Annotated in this window: 17 protein-coding genes and 4 pseudogenes; 11 read left to right on the forward strand and 10 right to left on the reverse strand. The window is 69.9% G+C overall.

Annotated features, from left to right (window positions below; all coding sequences use genetic code 11):
• Window positions 1–182: 182 nt before the first annotated feature.
• Window positions 183–866, forward strand: a complete 684-nt coding sequence (locus OOK07_RS22240; RefSeq protein ID WP_266682529.1) for a DUF6445 family protein — start codon at window positions 183–185, stop codon at window positions 864–866.
• Window positions 867–982: 116 nt separating this feature from the next.
• Here the strand turns inward: OOK07_RS22240 and OOK07_RS22245 are convergent, their stop codons facing one another.
• Complete coding sequence (locus tag OOK07_RS22245; protein WP_266682530.1) at window positions 983–1,351, reverse strand: DUF6479 family protein; 369 nt, start codon at window positions 1,349–1,351, stop codon at window positions 983–985.
• A gap of 271 nt (window positions 1,352–1,622) precedes the next feature.
• On the opposite strand from OOK07_RS22245, the gene OOK07_RS22250 reads away from it, so the two are divergent.
• Window positions 1,623–2,027: a luciferase domain-containing protein gene (locus OOK07_RS22250; RefSeq protein ID WP_266798117.1), complete on the forward strand. Its 405-nt coding sequence runs from the start codon at window positions 1,623–1,625 to the stop codon at window positions 2,025–2,027.
• A gap of 346 nt (window positions 2,028–2,373) precedes the next feature.
• Complete coding sequence (locus OOK07_RS22255; RefSeq protein ID WP_266798119.1) at window positions 2,374–4,317, forward strand: YncE family protein; 1,944 nt, start codon at window positions 2,374–2,376, stop codon at window positions 4,315–4,317.
• Window positions 4,318–4,456: 139 nt separating this feature from the next.
• On the opposite strand, the pseudogene OOK07_RS22260 reads toward OOK07_RS22255, so the two are convergent.
• Window positions 4,457–4,771, reverse strand: a pseudogene (locus tag OOK07_RS22260) (protein kinase); the annotation flags it as partial.
• Between the two features lie 101 nt (window positions 4,772–4,872).
• Here OOK07_RS22260 and OOK07_RS22265 point away from each other — a divergent pair.
• A pseudogene (locus OOK07_RS22265) lies at window positions 4,873–5,136 on the forward strand (NUDIX hydrolase); the annotation flags it as partial.
• A 27-nt stretch (window positions 5,137–5,163) separates the two neighbouring features.
• Here OOK07_RS22265 and OOK07_RS22270 read toward each other — a convergent pair.
• Window positions 5,164–5,637, reverse strand: a complete 474-nt coding sequence (locus OOK07_RS22270) for an RICIN domain-containing protein (RefSeq protein WP_266798121.1) — start codon at window positions 5,635–5,637, stop codon at window positions 5,164–5,166.
• A 101-nt stretch (window positions 5,638–5,738) separates the two neighbouring features.
• Between OOK07_RS22270 and OOK07_RS22275 the strand changes: the two are divergent.
• A pseudogene (locus OOK07_RS22275) lies at window positions 5,739–5,982 on the forward strand (transposase); the annotation flags it as partial.
• A gap of 35 nt (window positions 5,983–6,017) precedes the next feature.
• Here OOK07_RS22275 and OOK07_RS22280 read toward each other — a convergent pair.
• Window positions 6,018–7,247, reverse strand: coding sequence for a cytochrome P450 family protein (locus OOK07_RS22280; RefSeq protein WP_266798122.1), 1,230 nt, complete (start codon window positions 7,245–7,247; stop codon window positions 6,018–6,020).
• Entirely contained in the window at window positions 7,235–8,086 is an 852-nt protein-coding gene (locus OOK07_RS22285) for a patatin-like phospholipase family protein (RefSeq protein WP_266798123.1), read from the reverse strand. Before OOK07_RS22285 ends, OOK07_RS22280 begins: the two co-directional genes overlap by 13 nt.
• Before the next feature lie 213 nt (window positions 8,087–8,299).
• Here OOK07_RS22285 and OOK07_RS22290 point away from each other — a divergent pair, with 213 nt between their 5' ends.
• Both OOK07_RS22290 and OOK07_RS22295 read left to right on the forward strand, forming a co-directional pair.
• A complete protein-coding gene (locus tag OOK07_RS22290) occupies window positions 8,300–9,043 on the forward strand; it encodes a TetR/AcrR family transcriptional regulator (protein WP_266802003.1) in 744 nt (247 codons plus the stop codon).
• Window positions 9,044–9,106: 63 nt separating this feature from the next.
• Complete coding sequence (locus tag OOK07_RS22295) at window positions 9,107–9,856, forward strand: DUF4328 domain-containing protein (protein WP_405671291.1); 750 nt, start codon at window positions 9,107–9,109, stop codon at window positions 9,854–9,856.
• Window positions 9,857–9,884: 28 nt separating this feature from the next.
• Here the strand turns inward: OOK07_RS22295 and OOK07_RS22300 are convergent, their stop codons facing one another.
• The 3 genes from OOK07_RS22300 to OOK07_RS22310 all read right to left on the reverse strand — a co-directional run bounded on the left by OOK07_RS22300 (window position 9,885) and on the right by OOK07_RS22310 (window position 12,736).
• Window positions 9,885–10,850 carry an SCO2400 family protein gene (locus OOK07_RS22300; RefSeq protein WP_266798125.1) on the reverse strand — a complete coding sequence of 322 codons (966 nt, stop codon included), beginning with the start codon at window positions 10,848–10,850 and terminating at the stop codon, window positions 9,885–9,887.
• A gap of 149 nt (window positions 10,851–10,999) precedes the next feature.
• On the reverse strand, window positions 11,000–12,091 hold the full coding sequence (locus OOK07_RS22305; RefSeq protein ID WP_266798126.1) for a chitinase: 1,092 nt from the start codon (window positions 12,089–12,091) through the stop codon (window positions 11,000–11,002).
• Window positions 12,092–12,514: 423 nt separating this feature from the next.
• Complete coding sequence (locus OOK07_RS22310) at window positions 12,515–12,736, reverse strand: CarD family transcriptional regulator (RefSeq protein ID WP_266682537.1); 222 nt, start codon at window positions 12,734–12,736, stop codon at window positions 12,515–12,517.
• 244 nt (window positions 12,737–12,980) lie between these two features.
• On the opposite strand from OOK07_RS22310, the gene OOK07_RS22315 reads away from it, so the two are divergent.
• The 3 genes from OOK07_RS22315 (at window position 12,981) to OOK07_RS22325 (ending at window position 15,027) form a co-directional block, all read left to right on the forward strand.
• Window positions 12,981–14,117 (forward strand): sugar ABC transporter substrate-binding protein, encoded by a 1,137-nt coding sequence (locus tag OOK07_RS22315; RefSeq protein WP_266682538.1) that lies wholly within the window; start codon window positions 12,981–12,983, stop codon window positions 14,115–14,117.
• A 28-nt stretch (window positions 14,118–14,145) separates the two neighbouring features.
• Window positions 14,146–14,520, forward strand: a complete 375-nt coding sequence (locus OOK07_RS22320) for a DUF952 domain-containing protein (protein ID WP_266682539.1) — start codon at window positions 14,146–14,148, stop codon at window positions 14,518–14,520.
• A gap of 117 nt (window positions 14,521–14,637) precedes the next feature.
• Window positions 14,638–15,027, forward strand: coding sequence for a VOC family protein (locus OOK07_RS22325; protein ID WP_266682540.1), 390 nt, complete (start codon window positions 14,638–14,640; stop codon window positions 15,025–15,027).
• A 160-nt stretch (window positions 15,028–15,187) separates the two neighbouring features.
• On the opposite strand, the gene narJ is transcribed toward OOK07_RS22325, so the two are convergent.
• Entirely contained in the window at window positions 15,188–15,703 is a 516-nt protein-coding gene (narJ, locus tag OOK07_RS22330) for a nitrate reductase molybdenum cofactor assembly chaperone (protein ID WP_266798128.1), read from the reverse strand.
• A gap of 101 nt (window positions 15,704–15,804) precedes the next feature.
• A pseudogene (locus OOK07_RS22335) lies at window positions 15,805–16,075 on the reverse strand (hypothetical protein); the annotation flags it as partial.
• 145 nt (window positions 16,076–16,220) lie between these two features.
• Between OOK07_RS22335 and OOK07_RS43720 the strand changes: the two are divergent.
• The gene (locus tag OOK07_RS43720) at window positions 16,221–16,481 is read left to right on the forward strand and encodes a hypothetical protein (protein WP_405671286.1); all 261 of its coding nucleotides are present in this window, start codon (window positions 16,221–16,223) and stop codon (window positions 16,479–16,481) included.
• Window positions 16,482–16,484 lie beyond the last annotated feature (3 nt).

Below are 16,484 nucleotides of genomic sequence, written 5' to 3' on the forward strand. Positions count from 1 at the left end.
TCGGACGGTGGGGAGTACGGATCGGGTGCGCCGCGAAACCTTTTGATTTGGTAAAATCCTTGGAGTGTGAGGCAGGTAACGCCCGTCGGGCTCCGGCCGGTTGACGGAATGTTGACCAACTCCACAAGGAGTTGACCAAGTCACGGGAGAGTCGAGACGAACCCCCGACCTAGATTCGGCCCATGCCCCCACAGCCCCGCAGACTCCCCACGGCCCTGCCCGTCCTGCCTTACCGCAAGCCCACCAAGGGCCGCGACTACTGGGTCCTGGACGACGTCCTGCCGGACGTGGACGCCGTACGGGAGCGCTGTCTCGCCAAGGACGACTGGGCCAAGGGGTATCCGTACACCTCGGAGACCTGGCCGGGCCTGCGCACCATGCCGGGCCTCGAACCCGCCGAACTCGCCCGTGTCGAACGGCTGGTGAAGAAGTCGACCGGCGCGAAGGAACTGTGGGTGCAGCAGGCTCCCGGCGGCGGGACTCTCAACCACAACTGCGTCCAGGTCGTCGGCGAGGGCGAGAGCGAGCCGCGTCCGCACACCGACTCGCGGGCGCTGTGCCGCTACGCGGCGGTGCTGTACCTCAACCCCGATGTCCCCAAGGACTGCGGGACAGCCTTCTACCGCCAGTCACTCCCCGGCGGCCGGCTCGGCGGCAACGTCGTCCAGGCCCCGCACAACAACCTCGTCGAGGCCCTGGGCACCCGGTTCGTCGCACCGGACGCCTTCGAGGAGGACGTACGCGTCCCGCACAAGTACAACCGCCTGCTTCTGTACAACGCCAACCTCGTGCACAGCGCGACGGGATACTCCGGCCGGACGCTGGAGGAGAAGCGGATGACGGCGGTCTTCTTCTGGATGGCGTGAGGCGCGAGTTCACGCGGACGGCGTGAGGCAGCGCATCCCTGCGGAGGCGTGAGGCGGCGCATCCCTGCGGATGGCGTGAGGCGGGAGTCCTTCCGGCCGGTGTGAGGTCCGGCGCGTCAGAAGCGCCCCACGCCGCCGCTGCCGAAGGAGCCGCTGGAGCCGGGCAGCCAACGCCGGCGGTGCTGGTCCTTTCGTGTCCTGCTTCCCGATGAGTGGAGCTCGTACGGCATGAGCCGCTGCCCGCCCTCCGCGTGCGGAACCTCGTCCGGTTCCCGCATCTCGCGCATCTCCCGGACCGCACCGCTGTCAGGAAGGTGGGGTTGCTCGTCCGGGTTGGGTCGCGGCAGTTCGCGGTCCCGGACCCTCATGCCGAACTGCACGGCCCAGATCAATGCTCCAGCGATGATCAGGCCACCGACAAAGGCGGCGATCACGTTGAGTACTTCACTCGACGTGGCCGCTGTTACAAGCGTCGCCGTACTCATGCCCCAATTATCGCCGAAAGGGAGCGTTTGCGGAGTCTTCCGCGTTTCCGCAGGTCACAGGGGTCATGCGGGGGGTGGACGACCGTTGCGTCACGGGCCGGGTGCCGAGTGCCACGTGCGGGTGACCGGCAGGGCGCGGGGGCCGGCCCGCCGCACTCGTCCTGCCGCCCGTGCCCACGTGGGTGAAGGGGGCGAAGTGAGCAACGTCTCCTGCGGGTTACGGATCCCACAATGTCTGGTGTCCGCGCGGTGAGCACCGCACCATGGGCACATGACACCGGCCCAGAAAGCCTTGGACCAGCTGGCCGCCTGGCCCGACCTCAGCCCGTGCGAGGCCGGCTGCGGCACGGGCCGGGCGCTGCGTTCCGCACGGGACGAGATCGTGCACTTCCACTCCGACCGGGATGTGGACCTGCATCTCACCGACCGCGCCCTCCAGCGGATGCACTACGACTTCGCTGAGTCGACCGCCATCCGCCTGGTGCCGGGCTCGCGTTGGGTGACGATCCACCTCGACTGCGACGCCGACGTCGACCTGCTGCTCAGTCTGGTCAGCGTCGCCCTCAAGGCCCATACGGGCCCGCAGAGCCTGTCGGCGGCGACGGAACCGTTGATGGCCCTCTGCAACTTCCACCGAGTGACGGTGCTCCAGCGCGACGAGGCGGACGACGCCTGACGGACGGCGGGGGCTGGCGGAACGGTGGTGCCTGGCCGTACGGCGGGGGCCGGCGGACTGCCAGGCCTGACGGGCGGCGAGGCCTGACAGAAGCGGAGAAGCGGAGAAGCGGAGAAGCGGAGAAGCGGAGAAGCGGAGAAGCGGAGGGCCGGTCCGGCAGAGAAACGTCTCCTCCGGACCTCCTCACACCCAAAACCCCCTCCTCAACTGTCACAGCCATGTCATACGCTGCTCCCAGCAGCCGCGCCCCGCGCGTCACCGCACTCCAGCGGTCATGTCCGGGTGCTGCGCGGCGCACTCATCTCCCCGGTCACACACCGGGTTTCTTCGTGGGGGTTACAACACTGTGCGTACGCGCAGCATTTCGGCCGCGACAGCGCTCGCGGTCCTCTTCAGCTCGGCGGCGCTGAGCGTCGCCCTGGCCGGCACCGCCTCGGCGGCCACGGCCAGTGTCACCTCGCCCGGCGGCATCGTGGCGGACGGCGCCCTGAAGCGGGTGTTCGTCGGCGACAGCTCCGCCGGCACCGTCGCGGCCACCGACTACTCCGGTGCCGTCCTCGGCTCGGTGGGGGGAATCACCGGGGTCAGTGACCTCACCGTCTCGGACGACGGGGCGACCGTGTACGCGGCCGCGCCGGAGATCCACGAGATCTGGGCCATCGACGCGGCCACCCTCGACGTCAAGGCCCGCTACACCGTCTCCACCACCACCGGCCCGCGCCATGTCGCCTTCAGCGGCGGCAAGGTGTGGTTCTCCTACGGTGACCAGTGGGACGGCGACCTGGGCTCGGTCGACCCCACGGTGGACCCGGCGAGCGGCGCCGACCCGGTGGCGCTGAAGCAGTTCTCGTCCAGGGTCTGGGGCCAGGCCCTGCTGGACACCGACCCGGCCCAGCCGGGCATCCTGGCCGTCGGCGAGACCGGTCTGTCGACGGACTCGATGGCCGTTCTCGACGTGTCGAGCGGCAAGCCCACGCAGGTCGCCTGGCACAACGGCGACTACTCCCTGAACAACGGTATCGGGGACATCGACCTGGTGCCCGGCGGCTCACAGGTGCTGGTCAACGGCAAGGACCGGGACGCCTACGCGGACGGAGCGTTCAAGGCGGCCGGCTCCTACCCCAACGGCCAGCGCGCAGACATCGCCTCGAACGGCCTGGTCGCCCAGGTCAGCGGCAACAAGATCCTCACGTACCAGCCCAACGCCACCCTGCCGCTGCACACCTACGACCTGGGCACGTCCAACACGGCCGACCTCACCTGGGCGCCGGACAACTCCCGGATCTTCGCCCTGGTCGGCTCGGAGAGCGGCTACAGCCTCAAGGTGCTCAGCGACACGGCGCTGAACAACCCGACCCTCTCGGTCAACGCCCCGTCGACGGCGACCCGCGCCAAGGCGCTCACCGTCACCGGCAAGCTGTCAGCGTCGGTCCCGCTGCCGGCCGGCGCGAAGCTCCAGGTCACCCGGACCGACCTGGATTCCCCGAACGGCAAGGCGCTGCCCGTCGTCACGGTGAAGTCCGACGGCACGTACTCCTTCTCCGACACCCCGCCCGCCGGAGGCACGGTCACCTACAAGGTGACCTACGCCGGCGACGCCGACCACTCGGCGGTCACGGCGTCCGACAAGGTCGACGTCTCCCGCGCCTCGACGAGCCTGTCCGTGAACAACAACGGCAAGGTGTACTCGTACGGCGCCGACGTGAAGTTCACGGCGCACCTCGGTACGACGTACAAGAACCGCTCGGTCGAGATCTGGGCCAACCCCTTCGGTGGCGACAAGCCCAACAAGCTGATCAAGACCGGCACGGTCGACTCCAGCGGCAACATCTCCGCGTGGGTGGACATGACCCGCGACACCGACGTCACGGCGGTCTTCAAGGGCGACTCCCGTTACAAGCCGAAGACCGTCAAGTCGACCGGCTACGCCAAGGTCAAGGTCTCCACGGCAGTCACCAAGAACTACAAGAAGGCCGCGATCGGCTCGCACACGTACTACTGGGTCCACAAGAACACCGCCCCGGTGGTCACGACGACCATGACGTACTACCCGGGCCGCAAGCAGCGCCTCGACCTTGAGGTCTACTACGCGGGCAAGTGGTACGAGACCGACGGCAGCCCCCGGTACTTCACACTCGGCATGAACGGCAAGTCGGCCGTGAACCTGGGCGCCCCGGGCGAGTCCGGCATCAAGGCACGCGTGCGGGCGGCGTACATCAACGGCTCGTCGGGCGACACCGTCAACTCGACGACGTACACCGACTGGAAGTACATCTACTTCTCCAACTAGCAGCAAACCAGCGGTACTTCAAAACGCCGGGACGATGGCTCAGCCCATCGCCCGGCGTTTCCGTACCATCTTGATCACGGTCACGGCTGTTTGCTCTGCTGCCGTGTGCGGTCGCGGTTCACCGGGGGATGCAGGCGTCTCAGAGACAGCTGAAACGCATACCCACCTCGAAGATGGTCGGCCGGTCTTCGGGAGCATGGCTGAGCATCGCGTCGACCGACTTGCCGAGCACGCCGGGCGCCTTGACCGGTCGGCGCCGGCCGTTGGCAACGGCCTCTCTCTGGACGAGCCGTGGAGCGTCGTCCGCGTACTCGACGGCCCGCCGGCCGGTGGCGCAGATGAGCAGGGAGGCGCCGAGCGCGTAGATGTCGGCTTCAGGTGTCGGCTCGGCTTCCCCCGAGTCGAGCACGCTGCGCGCGATCTCCGGTGCTTCGTAGTGGACGAGGCAGCCGCGGATCACGGACACCCGGATCGGGATCTTCTCAGACACCGCCTTCACGATGTTCGCTCGGGTACGGGCGTGACTGTTCCGCCCGGTGACCGTGTTGTGTACTGGGTCTGGATGTAGAAATCACCGGGCTCGTGGGCACGTACACCGACCCTCGCCACGTCATCGCCTACTCGGACGGCGAGATGCGCCGACAGTTCAACGTCTGCTTCACCGCCCGCATGACCGGTGGCCGACTCGCGATCTCGGACGAGTCCACGGAGCTGCGATTCGTCCAGCCGGAGGAGATCGGCCACCTGCCGATGCACCACACGCAGCGGATCCGGATCCGTCACTTTCTGGAGCACCGTGAACGGCCCTATCTCGGCTGACTTCGTGGAAGCGGTCGAGGGATCCGTTCAGCCGATGGTGAAGCGCTGGTTCTGGGCGCCTCGGTCGCAGGGGGCAGTGCGGTAGTAGCCGTTGTCCTGCTGGTAGAGGCAGCGGCCCGTGCCGACGCTTTGGAGCATGATGGCGCTGCGGGCGGCGGGCTGGACGGTGCGCCACTTCTGGTATGAGCCGCCGTTACAGCGCAGGGGGTAGACGTCGCCCCGGTCATTGCTGTCGAGGCAGCGGCCCCAGGTGTAGTTCGTAAGAGTGGTGTTGGTGTTGAGGCGGCCGTTCCAGTGCCACAGGATGCTGCCGCGTCCGGAACTGCAGCGGTCGGCCTTGAGGCCGGTTTCGTCGTTCTCGCGCAGGCAGTCACCGTAGCGGTAGTTCGCGAAGCGGCTGGTGGCGGTGGCAGCCGAGGCGGGTGTGGGGGTGAGGAGAGGGAGGGCGAGGCCGGCTGCGGCGATGAGGGCGGCGAAGGCTTTCCGGGTCGGGCGGCGCACTGGGGTCTCCTTGCAGTGGTTTTCGCAGGTACCTCGACAGGATCCCCCGAACGCCACCGCCTACGTCTGAAAAACGGGGAAAACCCCGGATCGAGCCGCTCATGCCGGCCGATCCGGTCCGGGGACGGCGCTGGGCCGATCACCGCGGCACGCTTGAGGCCATCGCGTGGAAGTACCGCACCAACTCGCCCTGGCGGGACCTCCCCGAGGGGCTCGGCTCGTTCCAGACGGCCCATAAGCGGCTGACCAGGTGGGCCGTCGACGGCACGTGGGAGAAGATCTTCGCCGCCGTCCTCGCCGCGGCGGACGCCGTCGACGACATCGGCTGGACCGTAGTGATCTCTAATCGGACAGACGCATCCGATCAACTGACCAACCCATCAAAGAGACCCGCTCCAGCCGAAGGCGACCGGCAGTTCGGTCAGCCCCCGCAGCAGCGTGCCGGTGTGCCAGGTCAGTTGCGCCGGGTCGGCGGCGAAGGCCATCGTGCGGCGCTCCCGTACGAGCATGCGCACGGCGATCGCGGTCTCCGCGCGGGCCAGCGGTGCGCCCAGGCAGTGGTGCAGGCCGTGGCCGAAGCCCAGGTGGCCCTGCGGGCGGCGGGTCAGGTCGAAGCGGTCGGGGTCCGGGAAGTGGTGCGGGTCGCGGGAGGCCGCGGCGAGGGAGACCTGGACCGCGTCACCGGCGGCGATCTGCGTGCCCGCGAGGTCCAGTTGCTCGGGGGCGAAGCGGAACGTCGCGGAGTGGACAGGGGAGTTGTAGCGGAGCGACTCCTCGACGGCAGCCGATACCTGGCTCAAGTCCGCCCGTAGCAAGGCGAGTTGGGTCGGATCGGCGAGCAGGGCGTGTACCGTGCCCGAGATCAGGTTGACCGTGGTCTCGTAGCCTGCGACCAGGAGCAGGAAGGCCATGCCGAGGAGTTCCTCGGCGGTGAGGCCGGACGCGTCGGATGCGAGGTCGCTCAGCAGGCTGGCGTCGGGGACCGCGGCCTTCCGGGCGGTCAGTTCGGTGAGGTAGCCGGCCAGGTCGGTGGCCGCGGCGGTCGCCGCCGCCGGCGAGGTGGGCAGGACCAGCTCGTTCGACCAGAGGTGGAAGTCGGGGCGGTCCACCGCCGGAACGCCCAGCAGGTCGCAGATCACCGTGACGGGCAGGGGCAGCGCGTATCCGCTCACCAGGTCGGCGGTTACCTGCCGAGGCAGCGCGGCGAGCAGCTCGGCCGTGGTCGCCTCGATCCCCGGCCGCAGCGCGGCGATCCGGCCCGGTGTGAAGTGCTCCGCCACCAACCGGCGCAGCCGGGTGTGGTCGGGCGGGTCGCTCTGGAGCATGTTGCGGCCGAGGGCGTGGCCTCCGTCGGTCCGCCAGGACGAGGAATGCCGGATGTCGTTGCGCAGCCGCGGATCGGTGAGCGCGGCTCTGGCCGCGTCCCGCGTCACGACGAGCCAGCACTCTCCGCTGTCGGGGACCAGGACGCGGTGCACGGGGCCCTTGGCGCGCAGGGCCGCGTAGACGGGATACGGGTCGGTCGCCAGGTCATGGCCGTCGGGGGCCAGTTCCTGAAGCGTGGGGGCGTGCACGGGCTCGCCTTCCGGTCCGGGGATCAGCTGTCCCATACGTCCGCCACCTCGGCCGCAGCCGCCGTCGCCTGGGCGAATCCGGCACGCGCGGCGGCGGGCACGCGGGCGTTCGCGGTCAGGTCGCGGCCCATGGCGCGGCGGGCGGCGCGGTCGGGCCACAGGAGGTATACGGCGGCCCCCTCGGCGGTGAGCGCGGCGGCCTGCTGCTGCGCGCTCGGGTGCGGACCGACGGCGCCTGGGACCGGGGCGATGGCCAGCACCCGCCGGTATCCGCGGGCCAGTTGGAGGTTGGCGGTGGAGCGGCTGCCGCCGTCGATCCAGTGGCGGCCGTCGAGCGCGACGGGCGGCCAGACAAGGGGTACGGCACAGCTCGCCGCGACCGCGTCGAGGAGGCCGACCTTCCCGTCCGCGTCGAAAGCCGCCACCTCGCCGGCCACGGCATCGACCGCGGCGATCCGCAGGGCCCGCGCGGGCCAGTCCGTCGCCCCGCGGAGCAGCTCTCGTACGGCGTCGTACATCTCGGACGCGGGTTGGGTGCGCGCGGCCAGGGCGGACCGGCCGAGGCGCCGTACGGAGCGCTCGGGGTCGCGGGAGCCGAGGGCCGCCCACAGGAAGCGGAGCGTCTGGGCGGTGGTGACGCGGAGGTCGATGCGGTCGTCGCCGGTGAGCTGGCGTTCGTACAGCTCGCGCGCCGACTGCCCGCACGCCAGCCGGGATCCGAAGATCGCGCCCGCCGAGGTGCCGATCACCACATCGGCTCGGCCGAGGTCGACGCCCGCGTCCGCGAGGCCGGCGAGCACCCCCGTCAGCCATGCGCCGCCGACCGGGCCCCCGCCCCCGAGTACGAGTGCGGTTCCGCTGCTGTTTCCGCTCACGGCAGGCCCTCCCGGGCGAATGGACGAAGGATGAAGGACGAAGGACGAAGGATGAGGGGCGAAGGATGAGGGGCGAAGGATGAAGGACTGAGGCGGGGGTGGTCCCTCCCCCGTGGGGACCACCCGCCATGAAGTGGGGAGTGGTCCCCACTTCATGTTCCGACGATAACATCAGTACTGGGGACCGCTCCCCACTTCTTCCGGAGGATGACGATGACCGTCGGCGGCGCAGGCGATGCAACGGCCCCGCGGCGGCGCGACGCGCGACGCAACCGGGAGCTCCTGGTGGAGGCGGCCCACGAGGTGTTCACCGAGCTGGGGCTGCAGGCCCCGCTGGACGTGATCGCCCGCCGGGCAGGCGTCGGCAACGCGACGCTCTACCGGCACTTCCCCACCCGTGCCGCCCTCATCGACGCCGTCTTCCGCGGCCAGCTCGGCGAGACGGTCGCCGCGGGCGAGCTGGCCCGGACGGCCCCCGATGCCTGGACCGGCCTCGACACCTATCTCCGGGCCGTCTTCCGCACGCTGGCCGCCGACCGCGGCACCAACGACCTCATGACCACCCACGTCCAGGGCATCGAGGCGCTGGACGACGTGCACGCGCACAACCGGGAGACGCTGGAGTTGCTGCTGGAGCGCGGGCGCGAGGAGGGCACGATCCGCGCGGACGTCACCACGGAGGACGTTCTGTTCGCCCTCGCCGCCCTGGGCCGAGCCGTCCCGGCCCTGACCGCCGCGACTGCCGGGGCTGCCGAAACCGCCGCGACTGCCGAAACCGCCGGGGCCGACGCGACCGCACCGGATGCCTGGTACCGGCCCCTCGCCCTGTTCCTGGACGGCCTGCGTCCTGCGCCGGCCGTTCTGCCGGGCCCCGCCCTCACCACGGCCCAACTCGGTGACGTGCTCAGGGAACTGGGACCGCACCGCGCACCTGTACGGAGCGTAAGAGAGGAGTGAAGAGCCCCGTGGCCGGGCATGCCGACCTGGCGTTTGCGGCTCTGCGTCGGCGAAGATGCCTCTGTGAACGATCACATAACCCCCCACCCACCCGAGCCGAATGACCCGTCCGAGCCGAATCGTCCGGCCGAGCAGACACCCGCTCCCGTCCTGCGCGGAGTTCGCGGTTCGGCCCGGCTGGCCGTTGTCCTTCTCGCTCTTGCCGGCGCCGCCTGGGCGGCGCGGGCCGTCTGGGAGATCCGGCTCGCCGTGACAGGGGAGCCGGCCTCAGGACCGCCGGACCAGGGGGGCGGCCAGCACCGGCCGCTGACCTCGCTGGAGGACTCGTTCCACCTGGTCAACACGGCGGGCGGAATCGTGGCACTGCTCTGCGCGATCGTGTTCCTGCTGTGGCTGGACAACGTGCGGGACAACGCACGCACCCTGTCCGGGCAGCAGCCGCGTCACTCGGGTTTCTGGCTCTACGCGGGCTGGTTGATCCCCGTCCTCAACCTGTGGATCCCGCGCGGCATCGTGGCGGACGTCCACCGGGACAGTGCCCCCGGCGAGCGGCTGCCGCGTTCCCTGAACGTGTGGTGGGTCCTGTGGCTGACCGGGCTGATCAGCGGGGTGGGTCTCCTGTACGGCGACGAAGTGGACGAACTCATCGCCCGCGCGTACACGGACCTGTGGATGCTGCTCGCCTCCGACGCGGCCGTCATCGGCGCGGCCGTGGCCGGCATCTTCGTCGTCCGCGCCGTCACCGCCGTACAACAGCGGTACATCGACGGTGACAGGCGGGACGGCGACTCACCGGGTCAGGCCAACGCGTAGGCGGGTACGCCCTGTTGGGCCCTGCCGGTCAGCTCAGGCAGAGCAGGCCGAGCACGCAGATCCCCGAGGGCGACGTCGCCGCGGGGGTCGTGCTCGACTGCGAGGAGCCCGACTGGGACGAGCCTGACTGGGACGAGCCCGACTGCGACGAACTCGAGGACGCGTTCGAGGAGGAGTTCGAGGACGAGCCCGACTGGGACGAGTCCGATGTCGTGCCGCCGGTGGGCGTGGAGGAGGGCTGCTGGTTCGCCGTCGTCGTACCGGAGCCGGTGGATGTCGTGCCGGAGCCCGTCGAGGGAGTGCTCGCCGTCTGCGGCTGCGAGGCTATCGAAGGCTTCGAGTGCCGGCCGGGGGCGGTGTACGGCTCCGTCTTCTCCGAAGCGGTGTGCGGCGCACTGGCCCCGGAACGCTGGGCCGGGGTGCCGGTCGCGGGGGACTGGGCGTCGGTGGCCGAGGGCTTGCGGTGCTTGCCCGTGCCCGGGTCGGTCGACGGGAGCTCGGCGGACTGGTCCGCCGTCTCGTTCTCGGCGCCCATGCTCGACAGGTCCGTGGCCGCCGTCGCCCGGCTGCCGTGGCCGGAGCCGCCGTCCATCGAGGCGACGGTCAGGCCGCCGCCGACGAGCGCGACCGCGGTCGCGACCACGGCCCGCCGCTGGCTCTTCTTCCAGCGGGCCCGCTGCCGACGCCGGGCGGCCCGCCCCGCACCGACAGGTGCGGCGGTCTCCCAACCCTCGGCTCCCCCGACACCGCCGGCTCCCCCGACACCACCGGCGCGGCCGGCACTCTCAAGGCCGTCGGAGGGGTCGACTGGGCCGAACGGGTCGAACGGGCCGAAGGAGTCGTACGGGTCCGGTTCGGGCCGGACCGGCGTCGCGGAGGCCGGGAAACCGTGGCCGTGTGCCGTCATCGGTGCGATGTCCGGGGCGTAGGCACCACAACCGGGGCACACCAGGGCGCCGTTGAGGTGCCGGCGGCACGAGGAGCAGTAGTCCACGCTGTGTTCCTGACCCTTCGCACGGGAGATCGAGCAGCTCGCAACGCTAACGGCGACTTCGAAAGACTGTGTGGGCTCTGTGTGGTGCTCCTGCACGGATTCTCTGCACATGACGTGTCCTGCGCGTGCCTGACGCGTGAACTCCCAGATCAGCGACCGACTTCCGGGTGATGTGCGGGTCCGTGGCGTTGGTCACCCCTCCAGCGGCGGGTGAACGGTGCGAACGTGTGGCTGAAGTGCCAGGTGTCCTGGGCGATCCCGGAGCAGGAGTCGGAGCCTTTGGTGCCCACGCAGCCGCCGTTGTCGCGCTGGAGTGCCCAGAAGGAAAGGGTGTTGATCCCCTTGGCGACGGCCCACTTCTCGACCTTGACCGCGTCCTGGGTGGTGAACGTCTCCTCGGGGCCGAAGTCGTCGATACCGGGCATCTCGGTGACACCGATCATGTGCCACAGCTTCGCGGGGCTCTTCTTCGGGTGGAGGACGCCGAGTTGGCCGTGCAGACCGGCGGCGGCCGTCTCCGTGTCGGCGGCCATGTCGTGGACGGCCCCGTCCCAGTAGTCGAACGTCATGATGTTGACGACGTCCACGTGCGCGCCGTTGCCGACGGCGTTCTGCAGCAGAGCGAGACCGTTGGGCGCCAGCCCGGTCGTGGTCGTGGGCAGTGTGTACGAGAACTGCACGTGCCGCCCGGTGTGCCCGGCCCACCGCTGCGCCTTGGCGATGGCCTTGTTGCGGCGGTCGATCCCGGCGGCGTTGTTGATGGAGTCGGCCTCGACGTCGAGATCGATGCGCGTGATCCCGTACGTCGTCACGAGGCTCTCGTACACCTTGGCGATGGCGTCGACGCTGGTGCAGCTGTCGGCGAGTTCGGTGCCGGTGGTGTCGGCGCTGTAGCCGCCGAAGGAGGGGATGACGTTGCCGCCGCGGGCCTGGATCGCCGAGATGTCCTCACCGAAGGACGACCTGGAGATCGGCTGGTTGGTGGCGCCGTTCCAGTACGCCGTGCACGAACCGGGTGCGTCCGTCTGCAGAAAGGCCATGGTGAGGTACTTGTTGCCGGACGCGGCAGCCGGCGCGGCCGGGCTCTGTCCGGTCCAGGCCTCGAAGTAGGGCGCCGAGACCCGGGCGGGCATGGTCCCGGGCCGGTACGGGGACGGACCCGCACCCGCGGCGAGGGCTCCTCCCCCGCTGAGCGCGACCAGCCCGGCGGCCAGGCCGGTGACGGCGACACAAGACAGCAACGCACGAAGCACACGACGAGAACGAGGTCGTCTCACTGACGCTCCCAGGGACGTAGAAGGGAGGGGGTGGGGGCGAACGACGACCATCTTTGGACTAGACCAATTAACTGTCAAGGTTCTTTACGATTCCTGGCCGGTTCTTGGCCAGGTACTTGGACAGATTCTTGGACAGGTCCTTGTCCGGCCTCTTGGGGCCGTGGGAAACGCGGGAAGCGCGAGGGGCGCGAGGGGCGCGAGCCGCCGGAGCATTCGCGCGGCGGGCGCGGGCACAGGAGAAGGACGCTCGGCTCACGTGTGGAGCTGAGCGCCTCGGACCCGGCCGTGGGCATGCCACCGACAGGCTCCTGTAGGTCATCGAAAAGGAAAGATCTCGTCTTCCCCGACGTCCGAAGTCCGGAGCCTGGAGGGCGTGCGCCGGCGGACCTACAGCTTGGTCATCTTGGTGTACGGGCTCAGGATCCGCATTTGCGACGAGCCGAAATCGACGAGAACCGCGATTCCGTCCTCGATGCCGATCACTCGACCGAGGCCGTACATGTCATGCGTGACCTGGTCGCCCACGGCGAAGTGCTTGGGCGCCGGGGTGGCCTTGGCCTTGAAGGGGCTGGTAGGCAAATGGCGCTTGGGTGCAGGAGGCTTTGTCATCACCTCCAGTATGCGCCTATGGGCGCCCTCTTCGCTGCGGCCGTCCAGATCCGCTGTCCGGCGGACCTCACCGGCCCGCCTGGGCGCCGGCCGGCGGACGACAGGGCCCAGATGTCGCCGGATGGGGAGATTCCGTAGCGACTCAGCGGTACGACAAGTGGATGTCTTGACGTGGTCTCCACGGCCCCGTTGGCTTCTCCTTCACCCGTGGCCCGCTCTCCCCATGCCCGGAAGGCACCTGTAAGTGAACGTTCACACCCCCCGCAGATCCGGCGCGCGTCGCTACGCCATACCCCTCTGCGCCTCCGCCTCGGCTCTCCTCCTCTCCGCGTGCGGTGTCATCGACGGTGTCGGTGGGAGCAACAGCTCCGCGAGTCCGAGGAAGGGCGACGACATCACGGTGGGGCTGCTGCTGCCCGACACGGACACGGCGCGCTTCGAGAAGTTCGACTACCCCCTCATCAAGCAGCGGGTCGCCGCCCTCACCCACGACAAGGGCAAGGTCCGCTACGCCAACGCCGGTGCGAGCGTGGCCACCCAGAGCAAGCAGTTCGGGCAGATGATCGCGGCCAAGGTAGATGTCGTCCTGGTGGACGCGGTGGACGCCAAGGCCATCGCGCCGGACGTCCAGAAGGCCAAGGACGCGGGCATTCCCGTCATCGCCTACGACCGGCTCGCCGAGGGCCCGATCGACGCGTACATCTCCCACGACAACGAGCTCGTGGGCGAGGTGCAGGGCCGCGCCATCGTAGAGGCGCTCGGCAGCAAGGCCGCCACCAGCAAGATCGTCATGATGAACGGCGATCCCGGCGACCCGAACACCGCACGCTTCAAGGAGGGCGCGCTCAGCGAGCTGAAGGGCCGGGTCGTCATCGCCAAGTCGTACGACACCGAGAAGTGGCTGCCTTCGGCCGCCAAGGCGAACCTCAGCAAGGCCGTCAAGTCCATCGGGCTCGACAACATCGCCGCCGTCTACTCGGCGAACGACGGCATGGCGGGCGCCATCATCGACGCCCTGAAGGATGACGGCGTCACCAAGATGCCGCCGGTCACCGGGCAGGACGCCAATCTGGACGCGGTGCAGCGGATCGTCGCGGGCCGGCAGCAGATGACCGTGTACAAGTCGTTCCTGCTTGAGGCGACCAACGCGGCCGAGATGGCGGTCGCCAAGGTGCAGGGCAAGTCGATCGAGTTCTCCGCGCTGACCGAGGACACCGTCGACAGTCCCACCCAGAAGGACATCCCGTCGATGCTGGTCCCGGTGGTCGCCCTCACGAAGGACAACATCAAGTCCACCGTGATCAAGGACGGCGTCTACACCGTCAAGGACATCTGCACCGCCCAGTACGCGGCGGACTGCGCGGCGATCGGTCTGAACTAGCGCGGCGCCCCTCCGGTATAACCGGGCCATGATCTATCACGTCGTGCCGAGCGCCGAGTGGACCGTGAGCCCGGACCGGCCGTATGCCCCCGCCTCCCTCACGGACGACGGCTTCGTCCACTGCTCCCCCGACGAGGAGACCACGCTCACCGTCGTCAACTCCTTCTACGGCGACGCTCCCCGGCCGCTGCTCGCGTTGCTCATCGACGAGGCACGGCTCACCGCGGAGTGCGTGTGGGAGGAGGCGGCTCCCCTGCCCCCGCCGGGAGTCGCCGAAGGCACCCGTTTCCCGCATGTGTACGGTCCCCTCGACCGCGAGGCCGTGGAGCGGGTCCTGGTGGTCCGGTGGGACGAGGGCGGCCGGGCCACGGGGCTGGCTGAGGCAGGGGAGGGCGGCGGCTGAGGGCCCGGCCCTGCGTGCGCCGTGGCGGCCCGGGCGCGGCGTCCTGGACCAACGTCGCCGTGCGAACGGACCTACCCTGCTGAAGGGGGTACCGCCGCACACCCTGCGAGGCGATTCATGGTCACGGTCCGCTACATCGTCGACGACGTCGATGCCGCCCTCGACTTCTACTGCCGTCACCTCGGATTCCGTGAGGTGATGCACCCCGCGCCGGCGTTCGCCATGGTCGTCCGGGACGATCTGCGGCTTGCGCTGAGCCGGCCCGGGGGCGGGCCGGGCGGTGGGCAGGCCATGCCGGACGGCACGCTGCCGAGGCCAGGCGGCTGGAACCGGATCTCGCTCCAGGTGGCCGACCTCGACGCCGACGCCCACCGGCTGCGGCAGGCCGGTGTGCGGTTCCGCAACGAGCCGGTCTCCGGCGTCGGCGGCAGGCAGGTCATCGTCGACGACCCGTCCGGAAATCCCGTCGAGCTGTTCGAGCCGGTCCTTCCGGAGGCGCGTGAGTGAGCGGGTGTCACGCGACATGCCATGATCCGCAGCCGTGGGAGGGATGGACCACGCACGGGCGGGCCGCACGCCCGGGCGGCAGCGCGAAGGCGTGGACCAGGCGACGGCGGGACTCGTGGGCCCCCGCGGTCGGAGCCACGGCGCGTGTGCGGAGGCGTCGTCAGCGGCGTACTCCTTCGTCGAGGGTGGCCCGTACGGCGCGGATCACGTCGAGATAGGGGCTGCCGTGGGCGGCGAGGCCGGTGGCGAGCAGGGTGAGTGCGGCGCGGTGCTCGTGGAGCAGGGCCCGGCCTGCGTCGGGGCAGCGTGCGGCGAACTCCAGGACGGCGGGGAGGTGGTCGGGCGGTTCACTGCCGGACTGCACCCAGCCGTGCTCCCGGTAGCGGGCCTTGAGGGCGGCGAGCGAGGCGCCGCGGCGACCGAGGTCGCCGCCCGTGTACTGCGTCAGGCGCAGGGTGCGGCAGGGTGCGCGGTCGAAGGTGGTGACGTACTGGGCCGCGAGGTCGAGCACGGGAACGTCCGCGGTGCGGCGGCAGAACCGCCGCAGCGGCTCCGCCGCCGGGCCGGAAAGCCCGCCGATCGACTCCAGTACGAGGGCGCGGTGGGCGGGCCAGCGCTGGTCGGGGTAGAGCAGGAGCAGGGAGGCTGCCTGGTGGACGGCTCGGTGCTGGTACATCGGGGCGGTTCGGCCTTCGGGTCGGGGAACAGCCCTCGGGGTCGGCCGCGGCCGTTCCGGTTGAGCGGATTGGCGCGGCGCAGACCGGCCCACCGGGACGGGTGGCGCCGCCGCTCGGCGGAGTCACCGGTGACCTCGGCCCACGCCGCCACGGGATCGCCGGGCCGTGCGGGGGCCGCGCGGTACATCTCCGGGAGCACGCCCCGCACGTGCGGGTGGCGCACGCGGGTGGGCGAGCAGGTCTCCTGCGTCTCCCAGGTGATCATGCCGTCCTTGCCTTGGGACCAACGCTCCCGGTAGGGAGGGTCGTTGACACCCTGACGGGTGCGGAAGGCAGCCCGCGCGTCGGGAGTGGCCCGTCGGGCGCCGCACCGTCCCACCGTGCTCACTCCCTACGCAGTCGGCTTTCCGCTTCCCTCAGCGTGGGGCATCGTGGCGCTGTGAAGTCGTATGACTACACATGGTTGATCTTCTCTATACGGTGCTTTTCTTGCCCTTTGCAATAGTTGTGCTCGGCATGCGTAGAGATGCGGCCACCGGGGTCAGCGTGACCCTCGGTGCCACCCCCTCCACTGCTCTGCGCATGGCTGAGCGGCTGGAGTCCCTGACCCTCGTCGACCGGCGGGTCAACCCGGACAACCGCCGTGAGGTGGTGCTGCGGCTGCGGAGTTCTTCGACGAGTCCTGTGCCTGCCTCGCCGCTGTCTGTGATCGCCGCTGTCGCCGTCGCCCGCCGTGACTGCCATCCGTATGGATGTTTCGTGGATACCGTCCGGTAAAGC

The sequence above is a fragment of the Streptomyces sp. NBC_00078 genome (genome assembly GCF_026343335.1).
GTDB lineage: Bacteria > Actinomycetota > Actinomycetes > Streptomycetales > Streptomycetaceae > Streptomyces.

What these genes read in the sequence shown, in the direction of transcription:
- OOK07_RS22240 (WP_266682529.1), top strand. Translation starts at nt 183, where the DNA reads ATGCCCCCACAGCCCCGCAGACTCCCCACGGCCCTGCCCGTCCTGCCT.
- OOK07_RS22245 (WP_266682530.1), bottom strand. Translation starts at nt 1,351, where the DNA reads ATGAGTACGGCGACGCTTGTAACAGCGGCCACGTCGAGTGAAGTACTC.
- OOK07_RS22250 (WP_266798117.1), top strand. Translation starts at nt 1,623, where the DNA reads ATGACACCGGCCCAGAAAGCCTTGGACCAGCTGGCCGCCTGGCCCGAC.
- OOK07_RS22280 (WP_266798122.1), bottom strand. Translation starts at nt 7,247, where the DNA reads ATGGGACAGCTGATCCCCGGACCGGAAGGCGAGCCCGTGCACGCCCCC.
- OOK07_RS22290 (WP_266802003.1), top strand. Translation starts at nt 8,300, where the DNA reads ATGACCGTCGGCGGCGCAGGCGATGCAACGGCCCCGCGGCGGCGCGAC.
- OOK07_RS22310 (WP_266682537.1), bottom strand. Translation starts at nt 12,736, where the DNA reads ATGACAAAGCCTCCTGCACCCAAGCGCCATTTGCCTACCAGCCCCTTC.
- OOK07_RS22320 (WP_266682539.1), top strand. Translation starts at nt 14,146, where the DNA reads ATGATCTATCACGTCGTGCCGAGCGCCGAGTGGACCGTGAGCCCGGAC.
- OOK07_RS22325 (WP_266682540.1), top strand. Translation starts at nt 14,638, where the DNA reads ATGGTCACGGTCCGCTACATCGTCGACGACGTCGATGCCGCCCTCGAC.
- narJ (WP_266798128.1), bottom strand. Translation starts at nt 15,703, where the DNA reads ATGTACCAGCACCGAGCCGTCCACCAGGCAGCCTCCCTGCTCCTGCTC.
- OOK07_RS43720 (WP_405671286.1), top strand. Translation starts at nt 16,221, where the DNA reads ATGCGTAGAGATGCGGCCACCGGGGTCAGCGTGACCCTCGGTGCCACC.